This is a genomic window from Marinobacter excellens LAMA 842 (assembly GCF_001574445.1).
GTDB lineage: Bacteria > Pseudomonadota > Gammaproteobacteria > Pseudomonadales > Oleiphilaceae > Marinobacter > Marinobacter shengliensis.
Genome location: NZ_LOCO01000004.1, coordinates 99,361 through 124,624 on the forward strand (window position 1 = coordinate 99,361; position 25,264 = coordinate 124,624).

The following is a 25,264-nucleotide window of genomic DNA, read 5'->3' on the forward strand; positions in this document are numbered from 1 at the left end:
AAAAACCGCTACGAGCACATCCATGTGCGCTTCTCTCAGGCCATCCATGGCCTTCGAAATTTTTGGAAAGCCATCCCCAGCCCAACCACCAGATCCCTCAGCGAGCCTCTACCCTGCTTACGATGACTCTGCTCTCCATTGAAGAAGCCAAGAAACTAGACAGGATTATCACAGTCAATAAACTGGTGTTTCACTTCAAACTCCCTGGCCAACGCCTCTCCCAGCGCTTGGACACCATAGCGCTCTGTGGCGTGGTGGCCCGCTGCAAAGTAATGGATTCCGCACTCTCTGGCAGCGTGAGTGGTCGGCTCTGAAATTTCCCCGCTGATGTAAGCATCAACCCCTGCATTCAGCGCTGCATTAATAAACCCCTGGGCAGCACCGGTGCACCAGGCTACGGTTTTGATTTTTTCGGGGCCACTACCAACATGAAGGGGCTGCCGGTGAAGGGCTCTGGCGATGTGGAGACCGAACGCTTCCGGAGTCATTGGTTCAGAAAGCTCGCCCTGCCAAACCAGTCCGCCGATCGGCGTGGGGTTCTGAATATTCAGGACATTGGCGAGTTGGCGGTTATTGCCGTATTCAGGGTGGTCATCGAGCGGCAAGTGGTAGGCCACCAGGTTGATGTCGTTATCCAGCAGCTGCTTGATGCGGTTCTTTTTCATGCCGCGGATGGTCTGATCTTCACCTTTCCAGAAGTAGCCGTGGTGAACCAAAATCATATCGGCGTTTTGTTTCACCGCTTCGTCGATCAACGCCTGCGATGCTGTCACTCCGGAAACGATGGTCGCTACGTTCTCATTACCCTCTACTTGCAGGCCGTTCGGGGCGTAGTCCTGAAAGTTCTCCGGCTGTAGCCATTCATCAATCTTCTTTAGGATGTCTATACGGGTTGCCATAATATTGAACCTCCATGATTCGGAGTTTTCGGTATCGGCGCTTCAGGCCTTATTGCAAAGCAAGGGGCCGGAGGGGCTTTCCAAAAAACGCCTCGAGACATCCATGTGCGGCTTGGGCTCCGCCATCCGTGGCTCCGCACATTTTTGGAAAGCCCCTCCGGCCCCTCGCTCCAGACTTTATGCGCGCCGATTCCTCGTTCAGCCCCGGCGAAAGCCTAGAGGAAATCCAGCCCCTTGATCAAAGCATTGTTTTGTTCAGCGGTGCCAATAGTAATTCGCAGGAAGTCGCCAATGCGCAGCTTGTTGAAGTGACGAACGATAATACCTTGCTCTCTGAGCTTGGAGGCGATATCGGCACCTTCGTGACTCGGGTGACGGGCGAAGACGAAGTTTGCTTTTGAGGGCAGAACTTCAAAGCCAAGGCGCTCCAGTTCAGAGGTTACGCGTTCACGCTCCTCAATCACACCGCCACAACATTTCTCAAACCACTCTAGGTCCTCAAATGCGGCGATCGCGCCAACCAGAGCAAGGCGATCGAGCGGGTATGAGTTGAAGCTGTCTTTTACCCGATTCAACGCTTCGATCAACTCCTCATTACCCACGGCAAAGCCTACCCGAAGACCAGCCAGAGAGCGGGCCTTGGACAAGGTTTGGCTGACTAACAGATTCGGATACTGGTTAACCAGTGAAATAGCCGTCTGCCCACCGAAGTCTACGTATGCTTCATCTACCACAACCACGCTGTCCGGATTGGACTTAAGGATATCTTCGACGTGCTCCAGGCCCAGGTAACGGCCAGTCGGAGCATTTGGGTTCGGGAAGATGATGCCGCCGTTGGGGCGTTTGTAATCGTCCGGGTTGATTTCGAAGCTTTCAGTCAATGGGATGACATCGCTTTCGATCTGATACAGGCCGCAGTACACCGGGTAGAAACTATAGGTGATGTCCGGAAACAGGATGGGCTTATCGTGTTTGAGCAGGCCCTGAAAGATGTGTGCCAGAACCTCATCGGAACCGTTACCCACGAACACCTGCTTGGCGGAAATACCGTAATCCGAATGATAAGCTGCAATCGCTTCTTTCAGCGCCTGCCCTTCCGGGTCCGGGTACAAGCGGAGGTTGTCATTCAGCTCAGACTGAATGGCGGCAATCACCTTCGGGGATGGCCCGAAGGGATTTTCGTTGGTGTTCAGCTTGACCAGGTTGGCCATTTTCGGCTGTTCACCCGGCACATACGGCTGCAATTCGCTGACCAGCGCGCTCCAGAACTTACTCATTGATACGGTACTCCGCTGAACGGGCGTGAGCAGTCAGGCCCTCACCGCGCGCCAGCACAGAGGCGACCCGCCCCATCCGGTCGGCACCCTCGGGGCTGAAGCCGATCAGGGAGGAGCGTTTCTGGAAATCGTAAACGCCCAGCGGCGAGCTGAACCTTGCCGTACCGCTGGTAGGCAGCACGTGGTTCGGGCCGGCGCAGTAGTCACCAAGGGCTTCAGCGGTGTAACGGCCCATAAAAATGGCGCCGGCGTGGCGAATGTCGTCCAACATCGCCTGCGGATCTTCCACCGACAGTTCCAGGTGTTCCGGAGCAATCCGATTGGAGACTTCCGCCGCTTCCTTCAAATCGGCCACGTGAATCAGCGCACCACGGCCAATCATGGACGTGCGAATAATCTCCTCCCGCTCCATGGTCGGCAGCAGCTTGTTGATGCTGGCTTCCACCGCATCCAGAAAAGCCGCATCCGGGCTGATCAGAATACTCTGGGCCTGCTCGTCGTGCTCGGCCTGGGAAAACAGATCCATAGCGATCCAGTCCGGGTCTGTCTTGCCATCGCAAATCACCAGAATCTCGGACGGGCCGGCAATCATATCGATACCCACAACCCCGAACACTTCCCGCTTGGCCGTAGCCACAAAAATATTGCCAGGGCCGACAATCTTGTCCACTGCCGGCACAGTCTCAGTACCGTAGGCCAACGCCGCCACAGCCTGCGCGCCCCCGAGCGTAAACACCCGATCAACTCCGGCAATCGCGGCCGCCGCGAGAACCATGTCGTTCACCACACCATCCGGCGTCGGCACCACCATGATCAACTCACCGACACCCGCCACCTTCGCCGGAATGGCATTCATCAGCACCGAAGACGGATACGCTGCCTTACCGCCGGGCACATAAAGCCCCGCCCGATCCAGCGGCGTCACCTTCTGCCCCAGAATCGTCCCGTCCTCGTCTTCATACTGCCAGGACTTCTGATCCTGCCGCTCATGGTAATCCCGAACCCGCTCAGCGGCCTTCTCCAGAGCCACCCGCTGATCCTGAGGAATCCGCTCCAACGCTTCCTGAAGACGGCTCTTGTCCATCTCCAGCTCGGCCATGGAGCCGACCTTCAACCGGTCAAACTTCTCGGTAAACTCCAGAACCGCCGCATCGCCGCGGGTTTTCACCTCACGCAGGATATGCCGAACCGATTCATTCACCTGATGGTCAACACTGTCATCCCACGCCAACAGCTTGGCCAGCGCACTGTCAAAGTCGCTCTGGGTTGTCGTCAGTCTGGTGATTCTGTCGTTCATCTCGTTAATCCTGCGTTGGATTGAATACTGATTTCTGCCGGATTACCCGCCAGCAGTTCGGGGTATTTTCAACGATGTTTGGGGCTTCCGAACTCAAAAGTATGCGGAAGACCACAGGGAAGGCCTTCCAAAACTGTGCGGAGCCATGGATGGCGGAGCCCAAGCGTCACAGGGATGTGCCGAAGGAGCGTGTTTTGGAAGGCCTTCCCTGTGGGCTGACATACTCCCAAAAAGAAGGAAGCCTTACTCCGAACCCGAACCCGAACCACGACGGCGATCCACCGCAACCGCCATCTTCTCTATGATGGGATTAATCTGCCCATGCTTCATCTTCATAGAAGCCCGATTAACCACCAACCGCGAACTGATATGATCAATCAGCTCCCGAGGCTCCAGCCCATTGGCCTTCAGAGTATTGCCCGTATCCACAATATCGACAATCTCATCCGCCAGATCCAGAATCGGCGCCAGCTCCATCGCCCCATAGAGCTTGATGATATCCGCCTGCCGCCCCTGAGCCGCATAATAACGCCGCGCAAGATTGACGAACTTGGTGGCCACCCGGATTCGCCCGGCCGGCGGCTGCTCACCCTTCTTGCCCGCAGTCATCAGCTTGCAGCGGGAAATGTTCAGATCCAGCGGCTCATACAGGCCTTCCCCGCCGTGCTCCATCAGCACATCCTTGCCCGTGACTCCAAGATCGGCCCCGCCATACTGCACATAAGTGGGCACATCGGTGGCACGGATAATCAGAATCCGCACGTTCGGGTCTGTGGTCGGGAACACCAGCTTGCGGGACTTCTTCACGTCATCGACCAGCTCAATACCGGCCTCAGCCAGCAGCGGCAAGGTCTCTTCGAGAATTCGTCCCTTTGACAAGGCGATGGTGATGGAATCTGTCATGGGTCTTTCCGGGTCCCGTTGGTTCATTATGCCGGCAAACGGCGAATACTTGCGCCCAGCAGCTGCAGTTTTTCCTCAATACATTCATAGCCACGGTCTATGTGGTAAATGCGGTCTACGATGGTGTCGCCATCGGCCACCAGGCCAGCGATAACCAGGCTGGCCGAGGCTCGCAGATCCGTGGCCATAACCGGCGCGCCCGTCAGATGCCCCACACCTTTAATGATGGCGGCATTACCTTCCAGAGTGATATCCGCGCCCATGCGAATAAGCTCCTGCAGGTGCATAAAGCGGTTTTCAAAGACCGTCTCTACAATCGTCCCCGTGCCCTCGGCCACGGCGTTCATCGCCGCAAACTGGGCTTGCATATCCGTCGGAAAAGCGGGGTATGGCGCCGTGCGCAGGTTAACCGCCTTCGGGCGCTTACCCTTCATATCCAGCTCAATCCAGTCCGGCCCGGTGGTGATATGGGCACCTGCTTCTTCCAGCTTCAGTAATACCGCCTCAAGCAGGTCTTCGCGGGTATCTTTAAGCTTCACCCGGCCGCCCGTGGCGGCCGCAGCCACCAGATAGGTACCGGTTTCAATCCGATCCGGCAGCACGTTGTAGTGGCAACCGTGCAGTCGCTCTACGCCATTGATCTCGATCGTGGCGGTGCCATGGCCCTTGATGTCAGCGCCCATGGCAATCAGGCACTCGGCCAGGTCAACCACTTCCGGTTCACGGGCGGCGTTTTCAAGGATGGTTTTACCCTCAGCCAGGGTTGCAGCCATCAGCAGGTTTTCGGTGCCGGTTACCGTCACCGTATCCATAAAGATATGGGCACCTTTCAGACGGCCGTTGGTCTTGGCCTTGATGTAACCATTCTCAACCTTGATATCCGCGCCCATCAGTTCCAGGCCGTGGATGTGCAGGTTGACCGGGCGGGTACCGATGGCACAACCGCCAGGCAGGGAAACTTCTGCCTCACCAAAATGCGCCACCAACGGGCCCAGCACCAGAATAGAGGCGCGCATGGTTTTCACCAGCTCATAGGGCGCATGAAAATGCTTGATGGTGTTGGCGTGAACCTCAACACTCATCTTCTCGTCTATCAGCAGCTCGACACCCATCCGGCCAAGCAGTTCGATCATCGTTGTGATGTCGTTCAGGTGCGGCAGGTTGCCAACGGTCACCGGCTCATCCGCCAGCAGGGTGGCTGCCAGAATCGGCAGCGCCGCGTTCTTGGCACCGGAGATGCGAATCTCGCCATCCAGAGGCTTGCGCCCCCTGATCAGAAGTTTATCCACAATATCTGTCCTGTTCGGTTCAGGCGTTGGCCTGCCGCTCGGCCCACTCGCTCGGGGTGTAGGCCTTCGGGTGAAGGGCGTGAATGGTGCCGTCCATGATGTGCTGGAACAGTACCTTGTTAATCATTTGCTGCCGTTTGATGGTTGGCAGGCCTTCGAATACCTCACCCACCGCGACCACGAGGTAATGGTTGCCATCAACCTGCACCTGCACCTCGCAATCGGGCAGTGCTTGTTTTACTAGATCGGTAACCTGGGCGGCGTCCATAGGGATTCCTCGGCTGTATTGAAATCAGGGGCGGAATTGTAACCAATTCCCGGGCGCCGGTCAGCTGTGTGAGGCAAATCCGGGAATCTGATCTTTAAGATTGCTGAGCGCAGCCAGCGACAATAGGCGGTCGCTGGCGCCTTCAAAGGTAAGGGATACTTGCCGACTGAGCGCCAGCCGATGCCAGCAAAGGAGCATAGAGAGCACCACGCTGTGGGCGGTGCCCAGCCCGGCAAGGTCGACCGTAAGCAAGCTCTGGGCGCCGTTGATTAGCTGTTCACCCTGTTTGCGCAACGGAATCACCGAATCGGCATCAACCGATCCGGTTACCCGCAAAGTAACGCCATCCAAAATGACCGCAGGCGCGTCACTGGTCATGACTGGTCAATTTCCTCGTCCAGGTTCAGCGATTCCACCGCGTCGCTCCAACCATCGATGACCAGTTGAATCTGGCCCCGATTAGCCTCCATTTCCTGGGCAAAGCGGTCGCGGAAAGCCAGGCCGATATTGATACCCTCAACGATGACGTTTTCCATCATCCACCGACCTTCGGCATTGCGGTACATGGAATAAGTGACGGGATAGCGATTACCGGAGGAGGTGACGACTTCCATCTGCACGGTTGCGCGATCGTTGTTCTGGGCCATGATGGACGCCTCTTTCACCTGGATAGTGAAATCATCGGCCGACACCAACGCCTGGGCATAACTGTCAAACAGGCTGCGCTTGAACTTCTCGACAAAGTCATCGCGCTGCTCTGGCGTCGACTGCCGGGCGTAGCGGCCCATTACCCGAGCCGCAATGCGACGGAAATCCACAAACTGGTCAAGGGTTTCATCCATGCTCGCGTAAAAGGCTTCCGGGTCAGATGCGTAGAGCCCCTTCTCCGCCTGAAGCTTTTTTACCAACTTCTGGGTATTGTCATCCACATACTGCCTGAGCTCTTCTTCCGGCCCTGCCCAGGCCTGGCCAAGCCCTACTGCAAACAGGGCAAATATCAGTATAAGGCGTTGTTTCAAAACAAGCATTGCAGTCTCCTGTGCGTTTATTCCCATTGCCTCAACGGCCCGAGGCAAAATTGCTGATCATCCGTTCCAGATTCATGGCAGATTGGGTGGAATAGAAAGTATCGCCTTCTTTCAAGGACTCAAGATCCCCACCAATGGAGATATCAATGTACTGCTCCCCCAGAATTCCGGATGTACGTATTACTGCTGCACTGTCCGCCGGGATGTTATCCACGTCTTTGTGGATAGACATGGTCACCCTGGCCTGAAAGGTTTCCCGGTCCAGAGTGATCGACTCAATGGTGCCTACCGTCACACCCGCCATGGATATCCGGCCCCGGGGCGCCAGCCCACCGATATCGTTAAAGTTTGCGTGGAGCTTGTAGGTAGCGCCAGCGGCCTTGGGGGACAGGCCACTGACCTGCAACGCCAGGAACAGCAAGGCTGCCAGCCCGGCGATAATAAACAGACCGACGATGATTTCTGTTGTTCGTTGTGCCATGAGAGGCTCCCGGAATACCTGTTAGAAATTTCCAAACATGACAGCGGTCAGCACGAAATCCAGACCCAGTACCGCCAAAGATGAATACACCACCGTTTTGGTAGTGGCCGAACTGATCCCTGCTGAGGTGGGCACACAGTCATAACCCTGGTACACCGCAATCCAGGCACAGACAAAACCGAACACCACACTCTTGATCAGCCCGTTGAGAACGTCATCCACAAAGTCCACTGAGGCCTGCATATTGCCCCAATATGAGCCTTCGTATACGCCTAACCATTCAACACCCACCAACATGCCACCCCAGACGCCAACCACCGCGAATATCATGGCCAGAATAGGCAGTGAAATAAAACCCGCCCACAACCTTGGGGCGATCACCCGGCGCAACGGGTCGACCCCCATCATTTCCATACTGGAGAGCTGCTCGGTCGCTTTCATCAAACCGATTTCGGCGGTTAACGCAGAACCAGCACGGCCAGCAAACAACAATGCCGCCACCACTGGCGCCAGTTCACGCACCAGGGTCAATGCGATCATCTGGCCGATGGCCGCCTCCGAACCAAAATCGCTGAGAATAGTGTACCCCTGAAGACCAAGCACCATGCCGATGAACAAACCCGACACCACCACAATGGCCAGCGACAGCACACCGACTGCATATAACTGCTTTACCAGGAGCGGAAAACCTACAGAGGGCTTCGGTACGCCCCCGACAACGCCCACCAGAAACTGACAGGCCCGCCCCAGTGACGCAATAACATCAAGACCCGCTCGCCCCAGGGCAGCTATGCGATCCATCATGCACCACCCCCGCAGATACCGAAATCAGACGCTGCATCGCTGTTCGGGTAATGGAACGGCACCGGGCCGTCGGGCTGGCCTTTGAGGAACTGTTGAACCCGCTCGGAGGGGTGCGCCCTGAGTTCATCCGGAGTTCCCTCACCAATGACCTTGCCATCCGCAATAATGCACGCGTAGTGGCAGATACTCAGGGATTCCGGCACGTCATGGGACACCAGCACGCTGGTCAGGCCCATGGAGCTGTTCAGATCGCGGATCAACTTGACCAGAACCCCCATGGCAATGGGATCCTGCCCGGCGAAAGGCTCGTCGTACATGATCAGCTCCGGGTCCAGCGCGATACTGCGGGCCAGCGCCACCCGACGAGTCATTCCGCCGGACAGTTCAGAAGGCATCAATCTGCGGGCACCACGCAGGCCCACCGCTTCGAGCTTCATCAGCACGATGTCCCGAATCATATCTTCCGGCAGGCGGGTGTGAACCCGCAAAGGAAAGGCAACGTTCTCATACACACTGAGGTCGGTGAACAGGGCACCGCTCTGAAAAAGCATGCCCATCTTTTCCCGCAGCACGTACAATTCCTTGCGCTTGAGCTTTGGCACCTCACGGCCTGCCACCACCACCTGACCGGAGTCGGGACGCAGCTGGCCGCCAATCAGTCGCAACAGCGTGGTCTTACCGGTGCCACTGGGGCCCATGATCGCGGTGATCCGCCCCTTCGGAATATCCAGCGAGACACCATCGAATATGCGCCGGCCGGAGCGGGAAAACACCACGTCGTTAAGGCTTATGTATGCAGATGACGCCATAATCCATCCTGATTAAAGAGCGCCTACATTATGACATGCGCCGCTTCAGCTCAATGAAAAGCCGGTTAAAGCTACGTAAAATGTCTTGATGGCAATGATCAGTTTCCCTGAACGTTGGCTGCCACGCGTCTCAACAATGATATACTCACGATTCAGTCGCCCGATCACCGACGTTTGGCCGGGCAAACCAGACCGACCGAGCAGACTATCCGCCGAGATGACAGATTCACACGCTCCAGACACCCCCGACTACCGCTCCTCAGCAGTTCGAGCCATCCGCATCGAGCGGGAAGCGATCGAAGCCCTGGAAGGCCGTATCAACGGCGACTTCACCAGAGCCTGCGACGTTATCATGGCCTGCAAAGGCCGGGTAGTGGTCACCGGCATGGGTAAATCCGGCCATATCGGCAACAAGATTGCAGCCACATTGGCAAGCACCGGCACGCCCTCCTTTTTTGTTCACCCGGGTGAAGCCAGCCACGGCGATATGGGCATGATCACCCCGCAAGATGTGGTGGTTGCCATCTCCAACAGTGGCAGCACCAGCGAGGTGGTGACCATTCTGCCGCTGATCAAACGCATGGGGGCACCGCTGATCAGCATGACCGGCAACCCGAACTCTGTGCTGGCTCAGGAAGCGGTCGCCAATCTGGATGTCAGCGTTGCCCTGGAGGCCTGCCCGCTTGGCCTGGCACCCACATCCAGCACCACAGCAACCCTGGTTATGGGCGATGCGTTGGCCGTAGCCCTGCTGGAAGCCCGAGGCTTCAGTGCCGAAGACTTTGCCTTCTCTCACCCGGGCGGCAGCCTGGGACGGCGCTTGCTGCTGCGGGTTTCTGACATCATGCATACCGGCGACCAGATTCCCAAAGTTCTTGAAACTACCACCCTCAGCGGCGCCCTGCTGGAGATCAGCCGTAAAGGGCTGGGCATGACCACCATCGTGGACGCCCAGGGGCATCTGACCGGCATATTTACCGATGGCGACCTGCGCCGGACCCTGGACAAATCCGTCGACGTTCACACTACTCCGATCCGGGACGTCATGACCCGCCACGGCAAAACCATTCAGGCTGACCACCTGGCGGCCGAGGCACTGAACATCATGGAAGAGATGAAGATCAATGCCCTGCCCGTCACCGACGACGACGGCAACCTGGTTGGCGCCATCAACATGCATGACCTGCTGCGTGCGGGGGTGATTTAATGAGTGACTTCGCACCGCCTATGCACACCGGCTGGGACGACACGCTCAAGGCAAAAGCCGCCAGAATTCGCCTGATCGCCCTGGACGTAGACGGCATCATGAGCGACGGCCGGTTGTATTTCAGCGCTGCCGGCGACGAACTCAAAGCGTTCAATATACTGGACGGTCTGGGCCTGAAACAGTTGATGAAGGCTGGAATTACCGTGGCAGTCATTACCGGGCGCCGGTCACCACTGACAGAAAAACGGATGACCGACCTCGGCATCCCGCACCTGATGCAGGGCCGGGAAGACAAAAAAGTTGCGTTACAGGAACTGGTTGCAGGCATGGATATCGCTCCGGACCAGATTGCCTATATGGGCGATGATCTGCCAGATCTGCCCGCCCTGACATTCGCCGGCCTGGGCATCAGTGTACCCAACGGCTACTGGCTGGTGCGTCAGCAAGCCGACTATTGCACCCAGGCCCCGGGGGGGCACGGCGCCGTGCGTGAAGCATGTGACCTGATACTCTGGGCGCAGAACCGGCTGGACGCTACTCTGGCCCCCTATCTGGGCAAGCCGTCATGATCCCGGGGGCCCTGTCGGACATCGTTCGCAAACCCTGGGTTCGAACCCTGGCGCTGGCAGCCACGGTTCTCGCGACCGTCTTCCTGATGTGGCAGAACGAGGAAGGCGACAGTGTGCGGGGCGATGCCGCAGAACTCAGGGGCCCGTCGGAACCCGACAGTTTTATCATCGAGGGCCGCTACACAACCTGGGACGAACACGGCAACCTGAAGATGTCGATCTCCAGCCCCCGAATTGAGCAGTTTGAAGACACCAACTACGCCACCATGAATGCTCCAAGGGCCAGGATTTTCAGCGAACAGGCTACCCCACCATGGATAATCGAAGCGGATGAAGGTAGCCTCCGGCAAGACGATGATCAGTTGACCTTGACGGGCAACGTCGTCGTACTCCGGCAAACCGGCGACTCTGAAGCCACCCTGAAAACCGACTCACTGACCCTGGATAACCGCCAGGGCACGGTATACACCGATCAACCGGTCACCATTACCGAACCGTTCGGCGTTACCCAGGCCAATGGCATGAAAGCCTGGGTAAACGAACGCATACTGGAACTCAACTCCCGGGTGGAAGGGCAATATGAAACCATCAGGTAAGCGCACACACCGACTGCCGGTCATGCTGGCCGCACTGATGCTGGCCAGCCCGGCAACCGCGTTTGATCTGGATTCCGACACCCCCATCAAGGTCAGCGCTGATTCCGCCCGCCTGGACGATACCGAAGGGACCGCCATCTACACCGGTGACGTTGAACTGGTCCAGGGGGCCACCCAGCTGAACGCAGAGCGGGTGGTGCTGTACCGAAGCCCCGAAGGTCTCAGCCGGATTGAGGCGAGCGGCGAACCCGCCCGATATCGCCAGCCGGCACGGGAAGGTGAAGCCATGACAGACGCCCGGGCGCGGACCATCACCTGGTCAGCGGCGGAAAACCGGCTGACGTTCGAGCGCCAGGCAGTGATTGAACAAGGCAACAATGTGTTCCGGGGCGACGTCATCCAATACGACACCGTGCGCAGGGTGGTCACGGCAGAAGGCGGCACGCCTTCGGAAGAAAGCTCTGGCCGGGTGGAAATGGTGATTCAGCCTCGCGGCTCCAGCAACCTCACAGACGAATAGGTTACTGATGGCAGTTCTCAGGGCCAGCAACCTGGCAAAAAGCTACAAACAGAAAAAAGTGGTTCTGGATGTGTCTCTGGAAATCCGGTCCGGAGAAATCGTAGGCCTGCTCGGCCCCAACGGAGCAGGGAAAACTACCTGTTTTTACATGATTGTCGGGCTTGTACCCTCCGACCGCGGCCGAATCACCATTGACAGCCAGGACATCACGCCCCTGCCCATGCATGGCCGGGCACGCAAAGGCATCGGCTACCTGCCCCAGGAAGCCTCGGTATTCCGCAAACTAACCGTGCGCGACAACATCATGGCCATTCTGGAAACCCGAAAAGGCATGAAACGGCCGGAGCGGGAAGCCAAACTTGAGGAACTGCTCGAGGAATTTCACATCACCCATATCCGGGACAGCCTGGGTATGGCGTTGTCCGGTGGTGAACGGCGGCGCGTCGAAATCGCCAGAGCGCTGGCCATGGAACCTGCGTTTATTCTGCTGGATGAGCCCTTCGCCGGGGTAGACCCGATTTCAGTCAGTGACATCAAGCACATCATTCGGCATTTGCGGGACAAGGGCATTGGCGTGCTGATCACCGATCACAACGTGCGGGAAACCCTCGATATTTGTGAAAACGCCTACATTGTCTCCGGCGGCCATATCATCGCCTCCGGCAATGCGGAAGCCATCCTGGCCAACCAGCAGGTCAAGGAAGTCTACCTGGGTGATGAGTTCCACCTGTGAGCGGAAGAAAACCCCTCGACGACCGAGGTCTGATTGTTTTGATGATCTGTAGCAAGTAAACTCGGCAAAGAACTTGCTTATACTGATACCAGTGAGCGGCAAGTAACCAGCGTATAACAATTTTTTTGCCTGACAGCAGGCAACGTCACTACCGGGACACCCTTGATTTATGGATCTTGAGCCATGGTTATGAAAGCCTCATTACAGCTTAAGATGGGCCAGAGTCTGACCATGACGCCCCAGCTGCAACAGGCCATTCGCCTGCTTCAGCTTTCCACCCTCGACCTCCAGCAGGAAATCCAGCAGGCACTGGAATCCAACCCCATGCTGGAAACCTCCGAGGATGACGATCAGTCTGACACCCCCGATACGGATGACGATACCCGGGACGAACATAAAGACCGGGATTCCGACCACGATGAACCAGCCACTGAGGCTGCCTCTGACTGGGATGAAAACGAAAATGGCCCGGACTGGGCTTCCGAAAACGACATCCCGGATAACATCCCCGACGACCTGCCCGTAGACACCGCCTGGGACGATATCTACCAGTCTGCACCGGCGCCAGCCAGCAAAGGGGACGACGAGAACGAATCGGATTTCGAAACCCGCAATTCACCGGCCGAAACCCTTCAGGACCACCTGGAATGGCAGCTCAACCTGACCCCCATGAGCGAGCGTGACCAGGCAATCGCCCACGCCCTGATGGACGCTGTGGATGAGCGCGGTTACCTGACCTCACCGATTGAGGAAATCCATTCCGGCCTGCAGGACGAAACCGAAGAGGACCCCCTGGAACTGGACGAGGTAGAGGCGGTTTTGCACCGGCTACAGCACTTCGATCCGCCCGGCGTGTTCGCCCGGGATCTGCAGGAATGCCTGCTTATTCAGCTCAACCAGTTGCCGCCAGATACCCCCTGGCTTCGACAGGCCCGCTTGGTGGTTACCCAGTTCCTGCATCTGCTGGGCAACCGGGATTACGCGCAACTGCTGCGCCGCAGCCGACTCAAGGAAGATCAGCTGCGCGAGGTTCTGGCCCTGATTACCAGTCTCAACCCTCGCCCGGGTGACGTGGTTGACCGCGCCGAACCGGATTACGTGATACCGGACGTCATCGTCCGAAAACACGAAGGCCGGTGGCGAGTTGAGCTCAACCCGGAGATCGCCCCGAGGATTCGGGTCAATGCCAGCTACGCATCGCTGATCCGTCGCGCCGATAGCAGTGCTGATAACACCTACCTGCGGGATCAACTGCAAGAGGCCAAGTGGTTCATTAAAAGCCTGCAAAGCCGGAATGAAACCCTGCTGAAAGTCGCCACCCGGATTGTTGAGCACCAACAGGGTTTCCTGGACCAGGGGGAAGAAGCGATGAAACCGCTGATCCTCTCGGACATCGCCCAGGCCGTGGAAATGCACGAATCCACCATTTCACGGGTAACCACGCAAAAGTATATGCACACACCCCGCGGCATTTTCGAGCTGAAGTACTTTTTCTCCAGCCACGTCAGTACCGCTGAGGGCGGAGAATGTTCCTCCACCGCTATTCGTGCGATGATCAAGAAACTGATTTCAGAAGAAACTCCAAAAAAGCCGTTGAGCGATAGCAAGATTGCAGCCATGCTTGGAGAACAGGGCATCAATGTGGCCCGGCGCACCGTTGCCAAATACCGGGAGGCCATGCACATTCCTCCTTCAAACGAGCGCAAACGACTGGTTTAATGTTTTCTCCGGTGCATGAAGCACCGGACACGCAGCCCGGTGGCAACACCGGCATGATGACAACAGGAGACGCCTATGCAACTCAACATTTCAGGCCATCACGTAGAACTGACCCCTGCACTGAAGGATTACGTCAACACCAAGTTTGAGAAGCTGGAGCGTCACTTTGACCACATAAGTAACTGTCAGGTGACGCTGGAAGTTGAGAAGGTACGTCAGATGGCCGAAGCCACCCTGCATGTCATCGGTGGCGAGATCCACGCAAAGGCAGAGAATGAGGACATGTACGCCGCGATTGATTCGCTGGTGGACAAGCTGGACCGCCAGATCCTCAAGCACAAAGAAAAGAATGTAGACCGGATGCACGGCAACGGCTGAGCGCGCTCATCGCGCCACCGTACCGGGTGTTTCAATGATACGAGCTGCGGCGGGGCATACCGGCCGCAGCCTTTTTTTTACGGAATCACAGTCGATCCATGAGCGATACATCCCTGACCATCGACAACATTCTGGCTCCCGAACTGACGCTGTGCCGAGTGCCAGCCTCCAGTAAAAAGCGGGTACTGGAAACCATCGCAGAGCAAATTCATCATCAGGATGAAATCCTCAGCGATACCGAGATCTTCAGCAACCTGGTTTCTCGCGAGCGGCTTGGCAGCACTGGTATCGGGCAGGGTATCGCCATACCCCATTGCCGCCTGGAAGGTCTCGACCGTGTGATCGGCGTGCTTATGACACTGGAAGAGAGCATCGACTTCGATGCTATCGACAATCAGCCGGTCGACCTGGTGTTTGCCTTGATCGTGCCCAAAGAAGCCACCAGTGAACATCTGGAGCTGCTAAGCCAGTTGGCCGAGAAATTCAACGACAACGGGTTCTGTGAACAGCTTCGCCAGTGCCAGGATGCAGCCTCCCTTTACCAGCGCATGACCGCGGCATCCTGATAAGCAGTAGCACCAACAGAAGCAGGCAGGAGCGTCCATCATGAAACTGATCATCGTCAGTGGCCGATCCGGGTCCGGTAAGAGTACCGCGTTGCATGTGCTCGAAGATCTGGGTTTTTATTGCATTGATAACCTTCCCATCGGACTGCTGTTCCCGCTGACCCGGGAAGCGGCACAACAGGAAGCGCCGGGGCGGCTCCGGAAAATGGCCGTCAGCATCGACGCCCGCAACCTGTCTGCCGAACTGGCCAACTTCGAACAGATCTATCGCCAGCTTCACGATGCGGGAGTCGTTGTCGAGATTATCTTTCTGGATGCCGATGAACAGTCCCTGCTGCAGCGGTTCCACGCCACACGCCGGAAGCACCCCCTGAGCGATGACCGCACCTCCCTCCGAGAAGCCATCACCAACGAAAAGTCACTGCTGGAACCCCTGTCCAAACTGGCAGACCTGTACATCAACACCACCGGCATGTCGATGTATGAACTGCGGGACATGGTCAAACAGCGGGTGGTCGGCCGGAAGGATCAAGAGCTTGCACTGCTGTTCCAGTCATTCGGTTTCAAGCACGGCGTACCGGTCGATTCCGATTACGTCTTCGATGTGCGCTGCCTGCCGAATCCCTACTGGGACACCAGCCTTCGCAAATATGTCGGTACCGATCAGCCGGTTATCGAGTTTCTCGAGCGGGAACCTCTCACCGGGCAAATGGTGGACGATCTGACCCGCTTCCTGGATACCTGGTTACCTTCGTTCGCCGACAGCAACCGCAGCTACATGACCATTTCTATTGGCTGTACCGGTGGCCAGCACCGTTCCGTCTATGTCTGCGAGCAACTGGGCCAGCACTTCCGCACCCGATACAACAATGTACAGGTTCGTCATACGGAACTTCCCCACCTCCAGGCCCGAGGGGAGATCTGATCCAACATGATCTGCCGCCCTGTCACCATCATCAACAAACTGGGCCTGCACGCCCGAGCCACCGCCAAGCTGGTGGCCACCGCCTCCGGCTTTGACAGCCAGGTACGTATACGCGGCAAGGGCCGGGACGTGGATGCCAAGAACATCATGCAGGTGATGATGCTGGCCGCCAGCCAGGGCACCGACATCGAGCTGGTCGCTGACGGCCCCGATGAGCAGGAAGCCATTGATGCGCTCATCGAACTGATTGATGATTATTTCGGCGAAGGGGGTTGAGCCAACCCGGGTTCGTTATTCACCTATAATCCTTTCTCACCTGGAGTCACTAACTCCGCTATAATGCGACAGTTTTCTGATCGCAGGTGGTTTCATGACCGATATTCTGGAAAAAAGTCAGGCCCGCCAGCGCCTTCGCTCCCTCAGTGAGGCCCTGGACAGTGGCGCGCTCAAACAGGTTGCCCGCATCCTTAACGGCGGCCTGAGCCCCAGCGATATCGCACACCTCCTGGAATCCTCCCCGCCTCGCCAACGCGCCCTGCTGTGGAACCTGGTCGATAAGCAACTGGAAGGGGAAGTACTCCAATATCTCGGTGACGACATCCGGGCCTACTTCCTGAGCCAGCTGAACGCTCAGGAACTGGCAGATATCATTGAGGATTTTGAATCCGACGACCTGGCCGACCTGCTCCAGCAGCTGCCAGATACGGTGATCCAGGAAGTCCTGGACACCATGGACGAGCAAGACCGGCAACGGGTAGAGGAAGTGCTCTCCTACCCGGAAGACACCGCCGGCGGCTTGATGAATACCGACACCATTACGGTAAGGCCGGATATCAGTATTGACGTGGTGCTGCGGTACCTGCGCCGCCACCGCAGCCTGCCGCCCATGACCGACAGCCTGATTGTGGTCAGCCGGCGGGACGAATTCATTGGCATGTTGTCCATCACCCGCATGCTGGTGTCCAACCCGGCTTCCACGGTGCGGGAAGTCATGGACACCGATATCGAGCCGATTCCGGTCACCCTGTCCGACACCAAGGTGGCCACCCTGTTCGAGCGCTACGACCTGATCTCTGCTCCGGTGGTGGGTGACGACAATAAGCTCCTGGGCAGGATCACCATTGATGACGTGGTCGACGTTATCCGGGAAGACGCTGATCACTCCCTGATGAGTATGGCCGGTCTTGACGAAGACGAAGATACCTTCGCACCCGTAATGAAAACCACGCGCCGGCGTGCGGTCTGGCTTGGCATTAACCTTATTACAGCCTTTACCGCCTCCGCAGTGATCGGGTTATTCGAGGAGACCATCGCCAAAGTAGTCGCCCTGGCGGTGCTGATGCCCATTGTCGCCAGCATGGGTGGCATCGCTGGAAGTCAAACCCTGACGCTGGTCATCCGTGGCATGGCTGTGGGGCAGATCAGCGGTGCGAACGTTGGCTGGCTGCTCAACCGGGAGTTTCTGTCCAGTGTACTGAATGGACTGTTGTGGGCTCTCGTGGTGGCTGCCGCCGCTATAGCCTGGTTTCAGGACTGGCTCATTGGCGCCGTGATTGCTGCGGCACTGATCATAAATCTGGTGGCCGCCGCACTGGTAGGCACAGTGCTGCCTATGTTCCTCAAGTCAAGGAATATTGATCCTGCTCTGGCGGGTAGCGTCATCCTGACCACGGTTACCGACGTTGTCGGCTTTATGGCCTTTCTCGGACTGGCCACCATTTTCTACGCTTGAGGAGCCCACCATGAGCCAATCCGATAACCGCCCGCACCACGAGGAGCTCGAAGAAGATTTCGGCCCGAGCAAATCCCAGATCAAGCGGGAAATGCATGCGCTCCAGGACCTGGGTAAACAGATGCTGGATCTCAATGACGAGCAATTGGCGTCACTGGACATCAGCGACACCCTGAAGGCTGCCATCGTGGAATCACGGCGCATTAATCAGCGCGAAGCACGCCGCCGACACCTGCAATACATTGGCAAGATCATCCGGCAGGAGGATGACCCGGAAGCACTGGCTCGTGCCATCGGTGCATTCAATGCCGGCAGTGAGGAGCACACCCGCCGGCATCACCTGGCCGAGCGCTGGCGCGACAGGATGATCTCCGAAGGCGACAAGGTGGTGGGGGAGTTCATCGATTATTGCCCGGCGGCGGACGTGCAGCACCTGCGCAACCTGGTTCGAAATGCCCGCAAGGAAGTGGAGAAACAGAAAAATACCGGTCAGGCCCGAAAACTGTTCCGGGCCCTCCGGGAATGGATTGACGACGCAGAGCAGTAAAGCAACCCGCTGAGCGGAGTTCTAAGTTAAAGACGGCGGTGCTCCCAGACCGGCATTCTGGCCCGAACCTGGTTCAGTTTTTCCATATCCAGGTCTGCCACAACCAGGCCTGGGCCCTCATCCAGTTCCGTCACCACCCTGCCCCAGGGGTCACAGATCAAACTGTGGCCATAAGTCTTGCGTCGCTCACTGTTTTGCCCCCCCTGGCCGGGGGCAACCACCCAAACCTGGTTCTCGATGGCCCTGGCTTTAATCAGTGGGTGCCAATGGGCGTCTCCAGTTTGCCAGGTAAAGGCGCTGGGCAGGCACACCCACTCGGCACCCTGTTCCCGCAGCGCCCTGAACAGTTCAGGAAACCGCAAGTCGTAGCACACAGCCATCCCCAGCCGGCCGGCGGGAGTATCCACGGTAACCACCTGGTCACCTGGCTCGAAGGTATCCGACTCCCGGTATTGGCCATGGGAATCCTCTACCATGGCGTCAAACAGGTGAATTTTGTCGTAACGGGCAACTTCCTCGCCCTGATCGTTGTAGACAATGCAGCTTGCACGCACCCTGTCGGGAACATCAGAACCATCGGGTCGTGTTGCCAGTGGCATGGAACCACCTACAATCCATAGCCCCAACCTCTCGGCCTGTTCTGAAAGAAAGCGGCGGATCACCGATTCACCGCCACTTTCCTGCCGACCGCACTCGCGCATCTGAGCAGTGGCCAGAACCGCAAAATTCTCAGGTAATACTGCCACTTTCGCACCTTGGGCGGCAGCATCACGCAACAGGGCCTCAGCCTCGGCCAGGTTACCGGCCAGGTTGTGACTGCTCACCATCTGAATCGCTGCAACTTGGGTCATGCTCAGACTCCTCTACTCACCCGTATCGAAAACCCGGCGAAGATCCACTTTGGGCTCGCTCCAGCTACCGGTGACACTGTAGGTGGCGCTGGTCAGCTTGCTCAATGGGTCACCCAGAATTTTGTCCAGTACAAAGAGTGCGCCGCCAATGGGCGCACTTGCTCCCATCAGTATGGCAGCCAGAGGCAGGTTCTGGGTAACCGGAAGCACCAGCACCAACCGCATATCCAGGCTCTCATCGGCCATATTGGTTGACCCACTCATCTTGAAAGCCCCCGAAGGCCCCACCAGTTGCAGCTCTGGGTCCAGGGTAACCAGCCCGTTTACAATGACAGCCTTGCCTGAAATAGCATCAAACGCAATGCCGCGCTCATAAAGATCCGAGAAGTCCAGGCGCAGCCGGCGCCAGAGCGTGTCGGTGTTGAGCAGATTGAAGATTCGGAACAACTGGGCTGAGCCACTTTGCTCCATAATGACTCCGTCATCCAGGCGAACACTGACCTGGCCACTGAGCTGTTCCAAGGCAAACTCATCCGGACGGCCGGGCCAGTCCAGATCCAGGTCAACCTGAGTCTGCTCATTATTCATTGGAATTGGCGCACCGGTCAGTGCCTCAAGTTCCCGGAGGCGACCGCCTGAGAGCGTCCCGACAAATCGGCTGGTTTCGCGATCATCAACCACACTCCAACTCATCCTGCCAGTGAGCGCCAGTGTGTCCAGTTGCCCTTCAATTTCCTCGATGTTCAGGCGGAACGGCTGCGGCCGCATGGCGAACTGCCAGCGGCCGGCAGACTCATCGCCCAGCCTGAGGTCCGCGATGGTCACATCAATATCGGGCCAACTCCCCACGTCCAGAGCCCGAAATGCTTCCAGTTGCTCCTCCAGGGTCAATACCTGCCGGTCTCTCTGGTCTTCACCGACCGTATCTGAGCGCATCAGGCTGAGGCGTTGCAGATCCGCTTCAATCGTTCCCTGCGAGGGCACCATCACCCTACCCTGAACCCGATCAGATTCCGTGTTGAACACCCAGCGATCTCCCAGGTCCAGCGCATTGATCTGTATATTTCTGAGATTATGCCCCGCCAGGTTCAGCTCACTGAGCCCCAGGTCAAAACCTGACGATTTCCACAGCAGATCGAAGGCCAACCGATCCTGCCAGTCACCCGTCACACGAACACCTTCACTGTCCGTGGGGTCTATAAGCGCCTGCAACCGGGCCTGATCCGACTCCGTCTTGCCCAGAGGCTGCGGCCAGTCCAGTGCAAGGCCTTGAAGATCGGAAGTTACCGTTATCCGGGAGGCGCGCTCAGCCGCCGCGCTCAGCTGGGCCGAGTAATCCAGGCTACCAGACATCCCGAGTGCAGAGCCCTCCGGCAGCCCGAACTGATGCAAAAACGACGGCAAAGGAACCCGGCCGGTCTGGCGAATAGACGAGGCCGTGCCCTTGCCCGACGGGCCCTGCGCTGTTTGTTCGAACTCGACCGTCACCGGTTGCCCGAAGAACTCTGCCAGAAGTGGCTCACCGGAAAATCCCCGACGTGTATCGTAGCGGACCTCGCCCTCGATTCCTGTCCAGACCAGTCCTGCCGCCGGGTAAGAGACCGTGGCTCCTGACGTGGCCACCATGGCATTCACCGCCGTCTCCTCACCTTCTGCCAGCGGCAGGTCAATGTTCAGTGCCAACCGATAAAGCCCCTGAAAATCCAGCTCGTCGGCCGCCATTCCCGTCATATCCCCAAGCGGCGTCTCAGTCATCCAGAACGGCACGCTCTCACCTGGCACATCGGCTTGTGCATCAACCCTTACCCGAGTCGGCTCCTCTCCATCTCCCGGCACAACCCTTACGACACCTGAGCGCAGTTCCAGCCCGCCAGTCAGGCCCTGTTCCAGAGTAACCAGAGTGTCTGCATTCTGAACCTCAACCCGGCCGCGGGCGCTCTGCACTTCCGGCCAACGCTCGTCGTAACGGACAACGCCATTGTCGAACTCGTACCACATGGATGAGACAAACGATCCCCGGGGTGCCTCGGAATCGATACGGCCGTGACCGTAATACTCACCGGCGGTGATATCGGCTTCCATAATGGCGGTTGTTAACCACTGATAGAGCCCGGGGTTCACCACCTTGGCCGGGACAAAATCTGCGAGCATGGACGCATCACCGTTCTCAACGCCAACGCGCAAGCCCAGGTTGTCTTCGCCAAACCGATCCAGCCTTAAATCAAACGCACCGGTGAGTGTTGTACGGTCGGCGTAGGTAAATCGGAGATCGTCGGCAAACACACGGGTTATCGGGCCCGCCAGCTCCCAGGATACCGTGCCGGCCATCGAATCCAGTCTCCAGCCAGCACCATAGAGCTTTGGGAAGCCCAGGTAGGCGGGCCCGGTGGTATCCAGGGTTACGTGGCCGGAACGGGCGGTCATCAGGATATGGCCATCAAGCCCGCGGGCAGCCGGTGCCCCTTGCGCAGCCTCGACCGACACCTGCCGCAATCGCCCGGACAGCTGGAAGCCGGCCGGATCTTCCGGCAGGGAAAGGATCACGTCGTCAAGGTAGCCGGATGGTCGGTACTGCTCCAGTGCACGATTGGCCACGGCTGGAAGCAACGGGAGGTTCTGAACAAGCCGCCGGATCGGTGCCAGCGGCACGCCATCGGCAATCAGGATATTACCTCCGGAATCGGGTTCAAGGCGCAATCCAAACGGTTGAACGTCATGGTCCAGCCACTGCCACTGTAGTTGCTGAAGCTGCAAGGGACCATCCCGGCGCCAGCCGAAACGCGCCTGGATATTCTCCAGCGGAGCCAACGACTCCATGTTGACCCCAAGCTGCAAATAGGGCGTTCGCACCATCCCCTGAACCTGCTCCAGCTCACCGCGTTCAAAGGTCAGCCAGGCGCGCCCGCCCAGGTCTGCCCCCTCGACACGAAGACCTCGCCAACTCAGGTCGTCTACAAGGCCATCAAACAGCCGCCCGGAATCGACATCCAGGTATAGCTGGCCGGTAAACTCGCCCCGAAAAAAGTGCTGCCCCACAAGGGCGAAACTTGCGAGTTGGGTGGTGGTTCCCGGCTGCATGGCCCTGCCTGAGGCCTGAAACAAACCACGGCGGTAGACCAGGTCCAGCTGGGGAATATCGAAATGCCGGGTATTGCCTGAACCGTCGTCAATGCCAAGGCTGATCCGGGTCATGGTCAGCCGCGGATCGGATAGCCAACGCCCGGCCAGCCTGAGCCAGGTTTGCAGGTCGTGGCCACCGGGGCGGGTCAGGTCGGTCAGTTCATCCGGCGGCTCGAGCAGGTCCAGGCCGGACCGTCGGGCCAGGCTCACGGTTAAGCCATCGGCCTCGAAGTCCTCGAACACCAAACGGAATCGCAGTACCGATGACAGAAAATCCAGACGCAGTCGCAAGTGCTCAAGCTCAGCAATGGCTTGGCCAGTTTCAGGATGGTGAACGGTCAGATCAGAGGCGGTCACCGCCGGGTCAAGCCAATGCCAACGGGAGGAAAGATGACCAACGCGGACATCCAGCCCGGTACGATCAGAGAGTTGCCCGGAAAGCTCGCCGGTGAAACGATCAATATTACTGGTCAGCTGTCTCCCCAATCCAACGTAAAGGGCAAACACCACCAGCAAGGCGAAGATAAACCACCAGACTCCGTTTGCCAGGTGCTCCAGTAACTGCGCCAGCTTGCCGGCGCCCTGGCGCTGCTGGTGAGCGTGCTCCTGTTCACGGCCTTGCATCGTAATGGATACTCCTTCGACAGCCCGGTTCAGCGGGCGTCAGAGCAGGACCACATCGTACTGTTCCTGACTGTAGAAGGGTTCTACCTGGAAGCGTATGGTCTTACTGATAAAGGTCTCGAGGTCTGCGACATTGTCGGACTCCTCGTCGAGCAGACGATCAACCACTTTCTGTGACGCCATCACCAGATAGTTCTCAGCTTCATAGGCCCGGTTAACCCGGAGAATCTCGCGGAAAATCTCATAGCAGACGGTCTCTGCCGTTTTCAGAAAGCCCCGTCCATCGCAGATCGGGCAAGGCTCGCACAGCACCTGCCCAAGGCTTTCTGTGGTGCGTTTTCGGGTCATCTCCACCAGGCCAAGTTCCGAGACACCGGTGATCTTGGTTTTGGCATGATCGCGCTCGAGCATCTTCTCCAGCATCCTGTGTACCTGGCGCTGGTGCTCCGGATCGTCCATATCGATAAAGTCTATGATGATGATGCCACCGAGGTTTCTGAGCCTCAGCTGCCGGCTGATGGCACGGGCGGCCTCCAGGTTGGTCTTGAAGATGGTTTCTTCCAGATTCCGGTGGCCGACAAACGCGCCGGTATTGATATCAATGGTGGTCATCGCTTCGGTCTGGTCGATGATGACGTAACCACCGGATTTCAGCTGCACCTTGCGGCTAAGGGCCTTCTGGATCTCATCCTCGACCGAATACAGATCAAAAATCGGCCGCTCACCGGGATAGTATTCAACCTTGTCGGCGAATTCCGTGACGAACTCCTGCACAAACTCTATTACCCGCTGGTAGCTTTCCCGGCTGTCGATGCGCACTTTTTCTGTCTGCGGCCGGATTAGATCCCGAATGGTGCGAATGAACAATGGCAGGTCCTGGTAGACCACTGACGGTGCGGGCGCGCTACCAATCCGATCCTGTATGGACTGGCTAAGCCGATGCAGGTAGGCCATATCGGCGATCAGGTCTTCAGCCGCCGCCGCTTCCGCTGCCGTGCGGATAATATAGCCACCCTGAACGTCGTCGCTCTGTTCAGCCGCCTCTTCAATCAGGGTCTTCAGCCGAGTGCGCTCGTTGTCGTCCTCAATCCGCTGGGAAATACCAATATGGCTGACCCCCGGCATAAACACCAGGTACCGGGAAGGAATAGAAAGCTGGGTCGTCAACCTGGCTCCCTTGGTGCCGATGGGGTCCTTGGTGACCTGAACCACGAGCGATTGCCCCTCACGCAACAGGGTGCGGATATCCGGCACGGTTTTCGGGCCATCCGAAGGCTCCTCCGGCCCGGACTGACTGCAGGCAACATCCGAAGCGTGTATGAATGCGGCCCGCTCCAGGCCAATATCCACAAACGCCGCTTCCATGCCCGGCAACACTCGAACCACCTTACCCTTGTAGATATTGCCAACAATACCCTTGCGGCTGGTCCGCTCGATGTAAGCTTCCTGAAGCATGCCGTTTTCGACCAACGCCACCCGGGTTTCCACCGGCGTAACGTTGATGAGAATTTCTTCGCTCATGTTTGGCTCTCCTTACAACTCGGCCAGTTCTGCCAGACCGGAAAACCGGCCTCTGCCAACAACCCGGCGGTTTCCAGGAGGGGCAAACCCACCACCGCGCTATAGCTGCCCTGCAATTCCTGGACAAAGATACCACCCAGGCCCTGAATGCCGTAGCTACCGGCCTTATCCATGGGCTCGCCACTATCAACGTAGGCCCGGATCTCGGCCTCGGACAGGCTTCGAAAGGTCACGTTAGTGACCGACAGGTGCGATTGGCAGACCTCTCCCCGCGCCAGCGCCACCGCCGTCATCACCTGGTGCTGCTGGCCAGACAACCGGGCCAGTGTGGCTTTTGCCTCCGCCGCATCGACCGGTTTCCCCAGAATCTTACCTTGCAAGACCACCGAGGTATCCGAGCCCAGAACCAGTGCGTCAAGATTCTCACCGGCCACTCTTAACGCCTTCTCACGAGCCAGGCGTTCCACATAATGCTCCGCCGACTCACCCTCGGCCACGGTTTCATCAATATCCGCGGGCTGCACCCGGAACGTCAGCCCGATTTGCTGTAGCAGCTCAGCCCGGCGAGGAGAGGCGGATGCAAGAATCAGTGTCTTCATGG

The 25,264-nt window shown here is 57.8% G+C and carries 27 protein-coding genes; 12 read left to right on the forward strand and 15 right to left on the reverse strand.

All coding sequences use genetic code 11. The features are described 5' to 3' along the window. Nucleotides 1-155: 155 nt before the first annotated feature. The 11 genes from J122_RS05325 to J122_RS05375 all read right to left on the reverse strand — a co-directional run bounded on the left by J122_RS05325 (nucleotide 156) and on the right by J122_RS05375 (nucleotide 9,055). The gene (locus J122_RS05325; RefSeq protein ID WP_061331517.1) at nucleotides 156-899 is read right to left on the reverse strand and encodes a Nif3-like dinuclear metal center hexameric protein; all 744 of its coding nucleotides are present in this window, start codon (nucleotides 897-899) and stop codon (nucleotides 156-158) included. Nucleotides 900-1,114: 215 nt separating this feature from the next. Further along, nucleotides 1,115-2,176 carry a histidinol-phosphate transaminase gene (hisC, locus tag J122_RS05330; protein WP_061331518.1) on the reverse strand — a complete coding sequence of 354 codons (1,062 nt, stop codon included), beginning with the start codon at nucleotides 2,174-2,176 and terminating at the stop codon, nucleotides 1,115-1,117. Beyond that, nucleotides 2,169-3,473, reverse strand: a complete 1,305-nt coding sequence (hisD, locus tag J122_RS05335) for a histidinol dehydrogenase (protein WP_061331519.1) — start codon at nucleotides 3,471-3,473, stop codon at nucleotides 2,169-2,171. The genes hisC and hisD overlap by 8 nt, the downstream gene beginning before the upstream one ends. 243 nt (nucleotides 3,474-3,716) lie before the next feature. After that, nucleotides 3,717-4,376 carry an ATP phosphoribosyltransferase gene (gene hisG / locus J122_RS05340; protein ID WP_061331520.1) on the reverse strand — a complete coding sequence of 220 codons (660 nt, stop codon included), beginning with the start codon at nucleotides 4,374-4,376 and terminating at the stop codon, nucleotides 3,717-3,719. A gap of 26 nt (nucleotides 4,377-4,402) precedes the next feature. Continuing rightward, nucleotides 4,403-5,665: a UDP-N-acetylglucosamine 1-carboxyvinyltransferase gene (gene murA, locus J122_RS05345; RefSeq protein WP_061331521.1), complete on the reverse strand. Its 1,263-nt coding sequence runs from the start codon at nucleotides 5,663-5,665 to the stop codon at nucleotides 4,403-4,405. 19 nt (nucleotides 5,666-5,684) lie between these two features. Further along, complete coding sequence (locus J122_RS05350) at nucleotides 5,685-5,933, reverse strand: BolA family protein (protein ID WP_061331522.1); 249 nt, start codon at nucleotides 5,931-5,933, stop codon at nucleotides 5,685-5,687. 60 nt (nucleotides 5,934-5,993) lie between these two features. Further along, entirely contained in the window at nucleotides 5,994-6,311 is a 318-nt protein-coding gene (locus tag J122_RS05355) for a lipid asymmetry maintenance protein MlaB (protein ID WP_061331523.1), read from the reverse strand. Then, nucleotides 6,308-6,961, reverse strand: coding sequence for a phospholipid-binding protein MlaC (locus J122_RS05360; protein ID WP_061331524.1), 654 nt, complete (start codon nucleotides 6,959-6,961; stop codon nucleotides 6,308-6,310). Before J122_RS05360 ends, J122_RS05355 begins: the two co-directional genes overlap by 4 nt. 31 nt (nucleotides 6,962-6,992) lie before the next feature. Continuing rightward, nucleotides 6,993-7,442 carry an outer membrane lipid asymmetry maintenance protein MlaD gene (gene mlaD, locus J122_RS05365; RefSeq protein WP_061331525.1) on the reverse strand — a complete coding sequence of 150 codons (450 nt, stop codon included), beginning with the start codon at nucleotides 7,440-7,442 and terminating at the stop codon, nucleotides 6,993-6,995. A gap of 21 nt (nucleotides 7,443-7,463) precedes the next feature. Continuing rightward, nucleotides 7,464-8,246 carry a lipid asymmetry maintenance ABC transporter permease subunit MlaE gene (gene mlaE / locus J122_RS05370; RefSeq protein ID WP_061331526.1) on the reverse strand — a complete coding sequence of 261 codons (783 nt, stop codon included), beginning with the start codon at nucleotides 8,244-8,246 and terminating at the stop codon, nucleotides 7,464-7,466. Further along, nucleotides 8,243-9,055: an ABC transporter ATP-binding protein gene (locus J122_RS05375; protein ID WP_061331527.1), complete on the reverse strand. Its 813-nt coding sequence runs from the start codon at nucleotides 9,053-9,055 to the stop codon at nucleotides 8,243-8,245. The genes mlaE and J122_RS05375 overlap by 4 nt, the downstream gene beginning before the upstream one ends. Before the next feature lie 217 nt (nucleotides 9,056-9,272). Between J122_RS05375 and J122_RS05380 the strand changes: the two genes are divergently transcribed. The 12 genes from J122_RS05380 (at nucleotide 9,273) to yjgA (ending at nucleotide 18,547) form a co-directional block, all read left to right on the forward strand. Continuing rightward, nucleotides 9,273-10,262, forward strand: coding sequence for a KpsF/GutQ family sugar-phosphate isomerase (locus tag J122_RS05380; protein WP_061331528.1), 990 nt, complete (start codon nucleotides 9,273-9,275; stop codon nucleotides 10,260-10,262). Next, complete coding sequence (locus tag J122_RS05385; protein WP_061331529.1) at nucleotides 10,262-10,831, forward strand: KdsC family phosphatase; 570 nt, start codon at nucleotides 10,262-10,264, stop codon at nucleotides 10,829-10,831. The genes J122_RS05380 and J122_RS05385 overlap by 1 nt, the downstream gene beginning before the upstream one ends. After that, entirely contained in the window at nucleotides 10,828-11,427 is a 600-nt protein-coding gene (gene lptC, locus J122_RS05390) for an LPS export ABC transporter periplasmic protein LptC (RefSeq protein ID WP_082780524.1), read from the forward strand. Before J122_RS05385 ends, lptC begins: the two co-directional genes overlap by 4 nt. Further along, complete coding sequence (gene lptA, locus J122_RS05395) at nucleotides 11,411-11,947, forward strand: lipopolysaccharide transport periplasmic protein LptA (protein ID WP_061331530.1); 537 nt, start codon at nucleotides 11,411-11,413, stop codon at nucleotides 11,945-11,947. The genes lptC and lptA overlap by 17 nt, the downstream gene beginning before the upstream one ends. Nucleotides 11,948-11,954: 7 nt before the next feature. Continuing rightward, nucleotides 11,955-12,680 carry an LPS export ABC transporter ATP-binding protein gene (lptB, locus tag J122_RS05400; RefSeq protein WP_058092020.1) on the forward strand — a complete coding sequence of 242 codons (726 nt, stop codon included), beginning with the start codon at nucleotides 11,955-11,957 and terminating at the stop codon, nucleotides 12,678-12,680. Between the two features lie 183 nt (nucleotides 12,681-12,863). Continuing rightward, entirely contained in the window at nucleotides 12,864-14,399 is a 1,536-nt protein-coding gene (locus J122_RS05405) for an RNA polymerase factor sigma-54 (RefSeq protein ID WP_230713044.1), read from the forward strand. Nucleotides 14,400-14,474: 75 nt separating this feature from the next. Continuing rightward, nucleotides 14,475-14,777, forward strand: coding sequence for a ribosome hibernation promoting factor (hpf, locus tag J122_RS05410; RefSeq protein ID WP_061331531.1), 303 nt, complete (start codon nucleotides 14,475-14,477; stop codon nucleotides 14,775-14,777). Between the two features lie 98 nt (nucleotides 14,778-14,875). Beyond that, nucleotides 14,876-15,343 carry a PTS IIA-like nitrogen regulatory protein PtsN gene (gene ptsN, locus J122_RS05415; protein ID WP_061331532.1) on the forward strand — a complete coding sequence of 156 codons (468 nt, stop codon included), beginning with the start codon at nucleotides 14,876-14,878 and terminating at the stop codon, nucleotides 15,341-15,343. 40 nt (nucleotides 15,344-15,383) lie between these two features. Continuing rightward, the gene (rapZ, locus tag J122_RS05420; protein ID WP_061331533.1) at nucleotides 15,384-16,268 is read left to right on the forward strand and encodes an RNase adapter RapZ; all 885 of its coding nucleotides are present in this window, start codon (nucleotides 15,384-15,386) and stop codon (nucleotides 16,266-16,268) included. 6 nt (nucleotides 16,269-16,274) lie between these two features. Further along, nucleotides 16,275-16,544, forward strand: a complete 270-nt coding sequence (locus tag J122_RS05425) for an HPr family phosphocarrier protein (RefSeq protein ID WP_058092024.1) — start codon at nucleotides 16,275-16,277, stop codon at nucleotides 16,542-16,544. 94 nt (nucleotides 16,545-16,638) lie between these two features. Continuing rightward, the gene (gene mgtE / locus J122_RS05430) at nucleotides 16,639-18,000 is read left to right on the forward strand and encodes a magnesium transporter (RefSeq protein WP_061331534.1); all 1,362 of its coding nucleotides are present in this window, start codon (nucleotides 16,639-16,641) and stop codon (nucleotides 17,998-18,000) included. A 10-nt stretch (nucleotides 18,001-18,010) separates the two neighbouring features. Continuing rightward, complete coding sequence (gene yjgA, locus J122_RS05435) at nucleotides 18,011-18,547, forward strand: ribosome biogenesis factor YjgA (RefSeq protein WP_061331535.1); 537 nt, start codon at nucleotides 18,011-18,013, stop codon at nucleotides 18,545-18,547. Between the two features lie 26 nt (nucleotides 18,548-18,573). Here the strand turns inward: yjgA and J122_RS05440 are convergent, their stop codons facing one another. Genes J122_RS05440 through J122_RS05455 form a run of 4 tightly spaced genes read right to left on the reverse strand, consistent with a single transcriptional unit; the run spans nucleotide 18,574 to nucleotide 25,262 of the window. After that, nucleotides 18,574-19,398 carry a carbon-nitrogen hydrolase family protein gene (locus tag J122_RS05440; RefSeq protein WP_058092027.1) on the reverse strand — a complete coding sequence of 275 codons (825 nt, stop codon included), beginning with the start codon at nucleotides 19,396-19,398 and terminating at the stop codon, nucleotides 18,574-18,576. Nucleotides 19,399-19,410: 12 nt separating this feature from the next. Further along, nucleotides 19,411-23,142 (reverse strand): YhdP family protein, encoded by a 3,732-nt coding sequence (locus tag J122_RS05445; RefSeq protein ID WP_061331536.1) that lies wholly within the window; start codon nucleotides 23,140-23,142, stop codon nucleotides 19,411-19,413. Between the two features lie 39 nt (nucleotides 23,143-23,181). Beyond that, on the reverse strand, nucleotides 23,182-24,663 hold the full coding sequence (gene rng, locus J122_RS05450) for a ribonuclease G (protein ID WP_061331537.1): 1,482 nt from the start codon (nucleotides 24,661-24,663) through the stop codon (nucleotides 23,182-23,184). Beyond that, nucleotides 24,660-25,262 (reverse strand): Maf family protein, encoded by a 603-nt coding sequence (locus J122_RS05455; protein WP_061331538.1) that lies wholly within the window; start codon nucleotides 25,260-25,262, stop codon nucleotides 24,660-24,662. The genes rng and J122_RS05455 overlap by 4 nt, the downstream gene beginning before the upstream one ends. Nucleotides 25,263-25,264: the final 2 nt, after the last annotated feature.